At 65.3% G+C, this 792-nt stretch carries 1 protein-coding gene and 1 pseudogene; both read left to right on the forward strand.

The features are described from left to right. Nucleotides 1-193: hypothetical protein (locus DB30_RS42140; RefSeq protein WP_205633228.1), on the forward strand; the 193-nt coding region annotated here is incomplete at its 5' end. A 221-nt stretch (nucleotides 194-414) separates the two neighbouring features. Beyond that, nucleotides 415-792: pseudogene (locus tag DB30_RS40995) on the forward strand (hypothetical protein); the annotation flags it as partial.

The following is a 792-nucleotide window of genomic DNA, read 5'->3' on the forward strand; positions in this document are numbered from 1 at the left end:
CAACAGGCCCAGCATCGACTCCTCACCCGCTGCCGAGAGCATGGCTGACGCTGTGTTGCCGATCATGCTCGTTCATGAAGAGCGTCTCAGACCGTGCATCACCGTCGAAGTCCCCGTGGGCGACCGCACCGAGGCTCAGGCCTTCGGGCAGGGGATCGTCGGGACCCTCGTGATGGCTCCGTCCTCGACGTGAACGAGGAACGCCTGCTGCATGAGCCTGGTCGCGGACCTTCGCCCCATCGCGCACAGTCGGGCGCTGGGCTCGGTGTCGGCAGCCGGCACAGTCCTGAACCCACGCAGGCCAGCGTCCCTGAACCGGCCAAGGGCCGAACTGGTATCTTCCGCAGACTGAAGGCCCCCCTACGGGGCGCGATCTCAATTGCCAGCCAAGGCCCGACGTGCGAATGTGAGCGCATGAAGCGGCTGCCCTTGCTGAGCTTGTTCGTGCTTCCACTCGTCTTCGCGTGCAGCGACGACGGCAAGAGCGACGACACCACGAGCGAGTCCAGCAGCACCGTGCAAGGCGACGGCGACGGCGACAACACCGGGGATGGCGACGGCGAGAACACCGGCGATGGCGATGGCGACACCGGAGATGGCGACGGCGATCCGGCCTGCATCCCAGGCGAGCTCAACTGTGAGTGCAACGCTGGCCAGTGCCTTGGCGACCTCGAGTGTGTCAACAACACCTGCGTCGCCAGCTGTATCCCTGGCGAGCTGGGCTGTGAGTGCAACGCTGGCCAGTGCCTTGGCGACCTCGAATGTGTCGGTGATGTATGCACCGATCCCAAT

The sequence above is a fragment of the Enhygromyxa salina genome, assembly GCF_000737335.2.
Taxonomy (GTDB): Bacteria; Myxococcota_A; Polyangia; order Nannocystales; family Nannocystaceae; genus Plesiocystis; species Plesiocystis salina_C.